The organism is Novimethylophilus sp., from assembly GCF_036504375.1.
In the GTDB taxonomy this organism is placed as follows: domain Bacteria; phylum Pseudomonadota; class Gammaproteobacteria; order Burkholderiales; family Methylophilaceae; genus Novimethylophilus.
In genome coordinates this window covers 1-9,243 of the sequence record NZ_DASXVH010000017.1, presented here as the reverse complement: position 1 = coordinate 9,243, position 9,243 = coordinate 1, and the positions used below count along the sequence as shown (strand labels likewise).

The following is a 9,243-nucleotide window of genomic DNA, read 5'->3' as shown; positions in this document are numbered from 1 at the left end:
GCCGCAGCCCAGGTGACCACGCTGTACTTGGCTAGAGCGAGGCGCTGCGCCAGTTGTTCCAGGTCGCTGACGGCGATGCCGGCCACTGCGGTCGCATGCAGCTTCTTGCCCCCGATCAATGCGCGCAGTACCGAGATGACTTCCGGCAGGCGTTCCAGGTCGCACGGCAGCACGTCAGGCTTGCGTCCGTCCGGGGCAACGCCGGCGGAAGTGTCGAGGCCGCGACCACCGAGGTAGACGATCTCCCTGGCGGCGGTGTCCTGACCGAACATGGATTCGGCATTCCATACGTGGCGTTCGAAGAAGCGCGGGAAAGTGCTGACGATGTCGGTGCCGACGATCACCAGCAGGTCGACGCGATTCTTCACTTCGGTCAGCGTGGTGATCTGCCAGCCGGAGTTCTGCACTACCTGGATGTTGCGCATGAAGCCGTTCGAATTCATATGGTCGAGCGCGGCCCCGGCCTTGTCGGCCAGGCTCATCGCGGCACGCATGCCCTGGACTTCGGTGCCCAGGCCGGCAATCAAAGGGTGTTTGGCCTGGCCGAGAATTTCGGCGGCTTTCGCCACGGCATCCTTGAGCTCGGCAGGTTTGCCGCTGATGCGCGGCGAGGGAATGTGCGGTGCGCGACCGAAAAAGGTCACGCTTTTATGGCAGCCGTTCTTGCTGACATTGAGCTTGCCAGCGGCATCCCGTTCGATAGTGAGGTCATCGCACAACAGACCACAAAAAGGGCAGGTGACGTTTTCTACGACACCTGCTTGCGCTAAGTTCTCCATCCGGCTCTCGTCCCCAAAATGATGCGTCGAGCCCGATTATGATGTACGGGCGCGAGGCATTGTTAAGTGTTGCTTTGGACTGCAGCGAGGACATCTGTGGGTGCGCCTCGGTAGTACTGACAGGGGGTGATGGAATAGCCCGCGGCCAGAACGGCACCAAAACTCGTTTGATTATCGTGTGAATTATATATGGCGTCAAGACCGATTTGACGCCGGCCATACTTAGGCAAAACGGATATGCATAATGGATTATTGCGGACGACATATTGCGCAACAAGGCAAAATGGGTCACGATTGCTCGAAAATGGACATTACAGTCCTGAGGCAGGATAGACCAAAATCCGGGGGAGAGAGTGACAATGAATTTTATCAAGCTTTTGAATTTAAAAAAGCAGATGATACTGCTGGCTGTGGTAGCACTTTCCGGTTTCGTGACCATGACGCTGTTGGGCGTATATGCCATTTCTTACCCATTTGATCTGCACGCCTACTGGATAGCCGCTGCCGTGCTGTTTGCGATTGGCTGCGGCATCATGTTCAGTGTGGCCATCTATCTGGGCAATCACGCCGGAAACCGCGCCTATAGCATCGTCAAGGCGATGAGTTCGATGGCCAAGGGCGACCTGACCAATAAAGTAAGGCTCGAGGGCAAGGACGAGTTCAGCTGGATGGCCTATGAATACGATAGCGCGCGCAAATCCGTCGCAACCTTGCTGGAAAGCGTGACGGCCACCGCGCTGAGCCTGGCGGCTTCTGCCGATCAGCTATCTTCGATTACCCGGCAGTCGCTGGAGCGGGTGGATGCACAGAAAAACCGCACCCATCAGGTGGTGTCCTCCATGGGGGTGATGTCAGGCATGGTGCAAGAAGTCGCGCAGAATGCCTTGACCGCTTCCGAAGCGGCGCAGACCGCCGACCGCGAGGCGCAATTGGGGCACGAGGTGGTCATCAAGGCCGGCGCATCCATCGACACGCTGGCGCGCGACGTCGAGAAATCAATGGCGGTGATCCAGGTGGTGGAGAACGAGAGCCGCAACATTGGCATGGTGATGGACGTGATCAAGGGCATCGCCGAGCAGACCAATCTGCTGGCGCTCAATGCCGCCATCGAGGCGGCTCGTGCCGGCGAGCACGGCCGGGGCTTCGCCGTAGTGGCCGACGAGGTACGCACGCTGGCGCAGCGTACGCAGAAGTCCACTCAGGAAATCCAGCAGATGATAGAGCGCCTGCAAACTGAATCCGGCAATGCGGTGCGCGTCATGGGCGAGGAGCGCGACCGGGCGCAGGAAAGCGTACGCGAAGCCGAACTGGCCGGCACTTCATTGGGCTCGATCACCCAGGTGGTGAAGACGATCAACGAGATGAATGCGAAAATCGCCAGCGCCGCTCGCGATCAGAGCAGCATGGCTGAGGAAATCAACGGCAACATGAGCGTCATCAGCCAGATTTCCGACCAGACCGCCGGCAGCGCGCATGAAACGGCGTCTTCCGCGCAGAGCCTGTCCGACCAAGCCGCCCAGTTGCAGGAATTGGTGCGCAAGTTCAAGGTTTAAGATTCCCGGATCCGGCGTTTGGAAGTTTGCGCGCGCTGGACTACAATACCCGCCCTTTCGGCTTGATTGATGTGCCATGACACAGGCAATGCAAACATCGCCAGAGCGGCTGGTCGCGGTGGAAACCACTGCACGGCTGCATATGGGGTTTGTCGACCTGCACGGCGGGTTGGGCCGGCGGTTTGGCAGCATCGGGCTGTCGCTGGACAGGCCGTCGACTCGCTTCACCGCGACCCTGGCGCAGAATTTTTCAGCCACCGGTTGCGGCGCGCAGCGCCTGGTGGAGGTTGCCGAGCATTTCGCGCAACGCGCGAATCTTAGCGGCGGCGCCCATTTCGATATCGCATCAGTCATTCCCGAGCATGCCGGACTGGGTTCCGGCACGCAGCTTGCGCTGGCGGTAGGCATGGCGTTGTCGCATTTGCACGGGCTCGGCCTGTCGGTGGACGAGGTTGCGGTGCTGGCGGGACGAGGGATGCGGTCGGGTATCGGGATCGGCGCATTCAAACAGGGCGGATTGCTGGTGGACGGCGGTCGCGGGCGCGATACGCAGGTTCCGCCGATTGTTGCACGCATGGATTTCCCTGCGGCATGGCGCATCTTGCTGGTGTACGACCCTCATAGCCAGGGGGTGCACGGCAAGCAGGAAGTCCGGGCTTTCGGCGAGTTGCCGGAGTTTCCCTCGGCACAGGCTGCGCATATCGCCAGGCTGCTGTTGGTGCAGGCGTTGCCGGCCATGGCCGAGCAGGATCTGGAAAGTTTTGGCCGGGCGATCAGCGAACTGCAGCGCATCGTCGGCGATCATTTCGCTCCGGCGCAAGGCGGGGGGCGCTATATCAGTCCTGAAGTGGGTGAAGCCATGGCTTGGCTGGAAAGCCGGGACGTGCACTGCACGGGCCAGAGTTCATGGGGGCCGACCGGATTTGCCGTCGTCGCCGGCGAGACGCAAGCCGGGCAGCTGTTGCCGCAACTGGAACATCGCAATCCGCGACTGAAATACGAAATATGCAGTGCCCGCAACCAAGGCAGCCTTATTACGGATGATTGCCGGAGCGGGCAGATGGCCCGTGCCGTGCTGAATTTTTAATTTATTTAAAGGGTGAGTTACATGGAAAAGCCGTACGTTCTTCACTTTATTACGCCAGCCAAGAACGCCAGTCCGTTCGATGCCAACATGGCCTACGATGCGGGCTATAACGCGGTCATTCCTTATACCGGCGTGCAGACGAGCGAAGTCATGGGTTTGGTGCAGGATGCCATTTTCTCGCGCGGCCCGCGCGGGGTCTGGCGTACCGGCGTTTTCATCGGCGGACGCGATATCGACATGGCGATGGACATGCTCAATATCGCCAGGAAATCGATGATCCCGCCGTTCGAGGTTTCCGTGTTCGCCGATCCGTCCGGCGCTTTCACGACGTCAGCGGCGATGATGGCCATGGTCGAGCGCGAGCTGAAACGCAACCACGGCGGCGATCTGCATGGCCGCAAAGTCAGCATTTTCGGCGCGACCGGCCCGGTCGGCGGCTGTACCGCCGTGATCGCCGCCAAATACGGCGCGACAGTGGAACTGGTTGCTCACCGTTCGGTGGCCGACGTGCAGGCCAAGGCCGACGCCTACAACGCCCGCTACGGCACCAGCATCGGCTATACCGACGGCAGCACCGCGGAGCTCAAGAAGGCGATCCTGCGGAATACCGACGTCGCGCTGTGCTGTGCCGCAGCCGGCGTGCGTGTGATCGAGCTGGCGCAGATGGCCGGTTCTCCGATGCTGAAAGTCGTGGCCGACGTCAATGCCGTACCGCCCTCCGGCGCCGAAGGCGTGGGCGTGATGGCCGACGGCGAGCCGATCGAAGGCACGCATGCCGTCGGTTTGGGAGCGCTGGCAATCGGCAATGTCAAGTACCAGGTGCAGAACCTGATGTTCAAGAAGATGCTGGAAGGACAAAGCCACGTCTATCTGGACTTCCTGTCCGCCTTTGAATTGGCGCGCAAGGATTTCGCCTAACCTCATCATCATCGCCGTCTGCGCCAGGCCGTATGTCGTGGCCGCCGCGCAGGCCGGCTTCAAAATCGCCGCGTTCGACATTTTCAACGATATCGAAACGCGGCGTTTGTGTTTCAGCAGCGAGCGGGTGGCGTTCTCGGACGGCGGTTTCGATGCCGACGATTTGTGGCGCAAGCTTTGCGCGGTCGACTTGGCGGGTGCCGCGGTTATCTACGGCAGCGGCCTGGAAAACCAGCCGAAGCTGCTGGACCGGATATCCGGATGCTTCCCGCTGTTGGGGAATGCCCCTGAAACGGTTGCATTGACCAAGGACCCAAGCCGATTTTTTTCTCTACTCGACCGGCTTGGCATCGCTTACCCCGAAACCCGTTTCGAGCCGCCGCCGGAGTTGCCCGGCTGGCTGATGAAACAGGGCGGCGGTTCCGGCGGCACGCATATCCGGTTGTGGGACGGCCAGGTGCAAGGCTATTACCAGCGCATGGCACAGGGTATCCCGGCGTCGATACTGTTTGTCGCCGATGGCGCGGAGCTTGAAGTGATAGGCTACAACGAACAGTGGCTGGCGCCGGCCCCCGGCATGCCGTTTCGTTATGGCGGTGGCGTCGGCAATGCGGATTTCACGGATCATGCCAGAATCTCGATGGCGGATGCTGCGCGCAAGGTGGTTGCCGCGACCGGTTTGCGCGGACTGAACAGCATGGATTTCATGCTGGCAGCAAATGGGCCGCTGGCGCTGGAAGTAAATCCTCGCCTGAGTGCGAGCTTCGATTTTTATGATATTCCCGCGCTGCTGGAAATGCATATGCAGGGCTGCTGCGGTGTGTTGCAGTCGTTGGTGCAACGCCCGGCGGGCTCCAAGGCGCATCTGGTCTATTATGCCGACCATGACGTCGAGGTGAGCCGAGCGCAGGAATGGCCGGAATGGACGGCGGATCTGCCGGTTGCAGGCACGGCTTGTAAAGCCGGAGAACCCGTATGCAGTATTTTTGCGCACGCCGATGATGCGCATGCGGCAAAGGCATTGGTTTTTGCCAGAGCTCGCCAACTTGATGCACAATTACGAACTTTTTGAACATTTCCGGGGAAGCGATGAGCAGTAATATAGACACCACCAACTGGCCCAGCGTCAACACATTGACTGCACCGCTGGTGCAGAACCTGATCGACAACGCCAGGAGCCTGCGCGTCGGCATTGAGACGCACGCGACCGGCGCCACCATTATCGATGCCGGCATCAAGCATTTCGGCGGCCTGGAAGCGGGGCGCCTGATCGCGGAAATCTGTATGGGCGGCCTGGGACGGGTGAGCCTCACGGCCAATCCGTCTTTTGCGCATTGGCCGTGGCAGCTCAACGTGCATTCCTGCAATCCCATCCTGTCCTGTCTCGGCAGCCAGTATGCCGGCTGGAGCCTGGCACATGAAAAATTCTTCTCGCTCGGTTCCGGCCCCGGCCGCGCAATGGCGGGGCGCGAGGAGTTGTACAAGGAGCTGGGCTACCAGGACAAGGCCGCCAGCGCCTGCCTGGTGCTGGAGAGCGACAAGGCACCGCCGCTTGAAGTGATCGAAAAGGTTGCGCGCGATACCGGCCTTGCCGCCGACAAGCTGACCTTCATCCTGACGCCGACCCGCAGCCTGGCTGGTACGATACAAATCGTCGGCCGCGTGCTGGAAGTGGCGATGCACAAGATACATGCGCTGCATTTCCCGCTGGAGCACGTGGTGGACGGCATGGCCAGCGCCCCGGTGCCGCCGCCAGCGCCGGATTTTCTCAACGGCATGGGCCGTACCAATGACGCCATCCTGTTCGGCGGCCACGCCCATGTGTTCGTGCTGGGGAGCGACGAAGCCGCCGCCGAACTCGCCCGAAACCTGCCCAGCAGTTCCTCACGCGACTACGGGCGGCCGTTCGCGGAAGTGTTCAAGGTGGTCGAATACGATTTCTACAAGGTCGACCCGATGCTGTTCAGCCCGGCCGCGGTGACCGTGACCGCGCTGGAATCCGGCAAGAGCTTCACCGGCGGCAAGCTGGATGCGGCGCTGCTGGATAAATCGTTCGGCTTTGCTGCATAACTGCAAAAAATTTAACCGCCGATGAACGCCGATGAGCGCCGATTTTTGAGTAAGTGGCATCTTTCAGGCATTTTGCCCAGGAAGCTCTCTTTCGTGTGTCGTATAACAAGTTCTTCTGATTTTATCGGCGTTTATCGGTGTTCATCGGCGGTTTAGAATCGTGAACCGTATCCCCGTATTTACCGACGACCCCGGCTGGCACGGCAAGCGCCTGAAAGATGCCTTTGCCGCGCGCGGCCGGGAAGCGGTATTCGTTTCCCTCAAGGATTGTCACCTGGACCTCACGCACGGCAGGCCGGGGATCCATATTCCCGGCTTCGACCGGCTGCCGGGCGGTGTGTTCGTGCGCGGCGTTCCCGGAGGTACGTTGCAGCAGGTAATTTTGCGGCTCAACGTGCTGCATGCATTGAAAGCGCTGGGCGTCGCCGTCTATAACGATGGCCGCGCGGTGGAGCGCACCGTGGACAAGGGCATGACCAGCTTTCTGCTGCATCAAAATAGTGTACCTACCCCGCCGACCTGGGTGTGCGAGTCGCGGGAAACCGCCCACAACCTGATTCTGCGCGAAACCATGGCAGGGCGCACGCTGGTGATCAAGCCGCTGTTCGGGTCGCAGGGGCAGGGCGTGCGCAAGCTCGAGGCCGGCTCACCGTTCCCCGTGCCCATGGAAGAGCATGTCGATGGCGTCTACTACCTGCAAAACTACGTGGATAGCGGCGAAGGCGCGTGGCACGATCATCGCGTGTTCATCGTCAACGGCCGGGCCGTGGGCGCGATGGTGCGCCACGGCAGCCACTGGATCAATAATGTCGCGCAGGGTGGGCGCTGCGAGCCGCTGGCGGTTGAAGGCGAAGTCGCCGATCTGGCACTGGCGGCGGCGCGCGCGGTAAACATCGATTATTGCGGCGTCGACGTGATCCGCGACCGTCAGGGCAAGCTCTACGTGCTGGAAGTCAATAGCATTCCGGCCTGGAAAGGCCTGCAGAGCGTGGTGGAACTGGATATCGCTCAAACGCTGGCGGACGATTTTCTCGCCAAGCTGGCCGGAGGATACTCCGGCCTGGCGGCGGTTTCCTGAAGTGCCGTCGCCCCTTCCCGATCCGCAAACACTCGCCGCCGCTTTCGAAGCAGCCTGTCTGGCCGAACTGCAGGCCATTAAACCCGGTAATGTTCATGTTTTCGCCGATGGTCACAATATGGTGGTTGACGACTTCGTCAAAAGCGCGCATGCCGCAGCCAGCGTCATCGCATTGCAGGGGTTGACGGTCGGCCAGCGCATCCTGCACGCGGTCGAGGCCACCTGGGCCGCGGCCGGTTGCAATACCAATCTCGGCATCGTGTTGCTCGCGGCGCCACTGCTACATTCTGCGCTGTCGGGCAGGCCCCTTGCCGAAGTGCTCGGGCGGCTTACGGTGGAGGACGCCAGCTTGGCTTTTCGCGCCATTCTGCGCGCATCGCCCGCCGGGCTGGGCAACAGTCCCCGGCATGATGTGCGCCAGACGGCACAGGTGACCCTGCTCGAGGCGATGTGTGAATCCGCAACTCGAGACCGTATCGCCTATCAGTATGCTACGGCCTATGAAGATGTACTCGGTTTTGCCGTGCCTCGCTACCACGAAGCTTATTCCCGATGGGGTAGTGCGAACTGGGCGACAACTGCGGTTTACCTGGGATTGATGGCACGCTTTCCTGATTCTCATGTGATGCGCAAATATGGAGAGGCATCCGCCGCCTCGCTCCGGATACAAGCCGAAAAATACGACCGGACACTGATCGAGAGCCGAAATCCCGAACATTGCCTGGACGATTTGCTGGGCTTCGATGCCGGGCTGAAACGGCAGGGCCTGAACCCCGGAACAAGTGCCGACTTGACGGTGGCAACTTTGTTGGCGGTAGCTATTGAAAAGTACTTGAAACCTGGATCAAAGTAGAACTCAATAATTTAACGAATACTTGATGCTAATTTCAGCATAGGGGATTACACTGTGTTCTGTTTATTAAAGATTTTTATTTTGATTGGAGGCCAATAATGGATAAAGGCAGCGTATATGGCAACCTGACGAATGCTCGCAGATTGCATTCTGTGAAGGCAGACGACACAGGAGACAAAGGCAGCGTGTATGGCAGCCACACCAATGCTCGCAGATTAAGTTCCGCTAAAACCGAAGGCAGCCAGGGTAGCGTATATGGCGGCCTGATCAATGCCCAACGATTGGTATCGATTAACGCCGGAGCATTTACCAACAATGCCAGTCTGCATAGCAGAATCGGCGGAGATGCGATGGTAGCTTCGCTGGTACGTTACTTTTATGGAAAAGCGTTGCGAGACAAACGCATCAACAGGTTCTTCGATTTCTCCGACGGCAAGGAAATGGAAAAGCAGATCCAGAAACAAATAGCCTTCCTCAAAGCTGCTCTCGGCGGACAGAAATCAAACGGTATAGATCTGAACGAGGAGTACGCGTATCTCGCATCCCTTGGGCTGTCCGATGACCATTTCACGGCGGTTGCGGAAAATTTAGCCGCCACGCTCAGGGAGCAGAATGTGCCGCATCAGCTGATCGGCGAAATGACGGCTTTTTGCGAAACGATGCGCAAGGAAATCTTAGGTTGAATTCTTGAATAAACGACGTGTTTCGGCATGAGCATGTCATTCAGGGATAAAACCATAAACATATCTGCAATATCTGCTAAAATTCCGGCTCGCAGCCAAGTGGATGCGAGCCGGATACAAGAGGGCATCGGCGCTCCGACGGGGTTACCGTAGCAATGGTATCTCTGAAAAAGCTATGCTATGATGCCCGCACTTTTTCGGCCACGACACGTTAACAAAACG

General features: G+C 59.3%; 8 protein-coding genes and 1 pseudogene. 8 read left to right on the top strand and 1 reads right to left on the bottom strand.

Annotated features, from left to right (window positions below):
- Window positions 1-779: pseudogene (locus tag VGK14_RS01545) on the bottom strand (formylmethanofuran dehydrogenase subunit B); the annotation flags it as partial.
- A 395-nt stretch (window positions 780-1,174) separates the two neighbouring features.
- On the opposite strand from VGK14_RS01545, the gene VGK14_RS01540 reads away from it, so the two are divergent.
- The 8 genes from VGK14_RS01540 to VGK14_RS01505 all read left to right on the top strand — a co-directional run bounded on the left by VGK14_RS01540 (window position 1,175) and on the right by VGK14_RS01505 (window position 9,021).
- Window positions 1,175-2,332 (top strand): methyl-accepting chemotaxis protein, encoded by a 1,158-nt coding sequence (locus VGK14_RS01540; protein ID WP_331507165.1) that lies wholly within the window; start codon window positions 1,175-1,177, stop codon window positions 2,330-2,332.
- Window positions 2,333-2,408: 76 nt separating this feature from the next.
- Complete coding sequence (locus VGK14_RS01535) at window positions 2,409-3,419, top strand: beta-ribofuranosylaminobenzene 5'-phosphate synthase family protein (protein WP_331507164.1); 1,011 nt, start codon at window positions 2,409-2,411, stop codon at window positions 3,417-3,419.
- Window positions 3,420-3,440: 21 nt separating this feature from the next.
- Window positions 3,441-4,337: an NAD(P)-dependent methylenetetrahydromethanopterin dehydrogenase gene (locus VGK14_RS01530; protein ID WP_331507163.1), complete on the top strand. Its 897-nt coding sequence runs from the start codon at window positions 3,441-3,443 to the stop codon at window positions 4,335-4,337.
- Window positions 4,309-5,409 (top strand): ATP-grasp domain-containing protein, encoded by a 1,101-nt coding sequence (locus VGK14_RS01525; protein ID WP_331507161.1) that lies wholly within the window; start codon window positions 4,309-4,311, stop codon window positions 5,407-5,409. Before VGK14_RS01530 ends, VGK14_RS01525 begins: the two co-directional genes overlap by 29 nt.
- Before the next feature lie 17 nt (window positions 5,410-5,426).
- The gene (gene mch, locus VGK14_RS01520) at window positions 5,427-6,407 is read left to right on the top strand and encodes a methenyltetrahydromethanopterin cyclohydrolase (RefSeq protein WP_331507160.1); all 981 of its coding nucleotides are present in this window, start codon (window positions 5,427-5,429) and stop codon (window positions 6,405-6,407) included.
- 157 nt (window positions 6,408-6,564) lie between these two features.
- Window positions 6,565-7,485: a RimK family alpha-L-glutamate ligase gene (locus tag VGK14_RS01515; protein WP_331507166.1), complete on the top strand. Its 921-nt coding sequence runs from the start codon at window positions 6,565-6,567 to the stop codon at window positions 7,483-7,485.
- 1 nt (window position 7,486) lies between these two features.
- Window positions 7,487-8,338, top strand: a complete 852-nt coding sequence (locus tag VGK14_RS01510; protein WP_331507159.1) for a triphosphoribosyl-dephospho-CoA synthase — start codon at window positions 7,487-7,489, stop codon at window positions 8,336-8,338.
- A 98-nt stretch (window positions 8,339-8,436) separates the two neighbouring features.
- Complete coding sequence (locus VGK14_RS01505; RefSeq protein ID WP_331507157.1) at window positions 8,437-9,021, top strand: group 1 truncated hemoglobin; 585 nt, start codon at window positions 8,437-8,439, stop codon at window positions 9,019-9,021.
- Window positions 9,022-9,243: the final 222 nt, after the last annotated feature.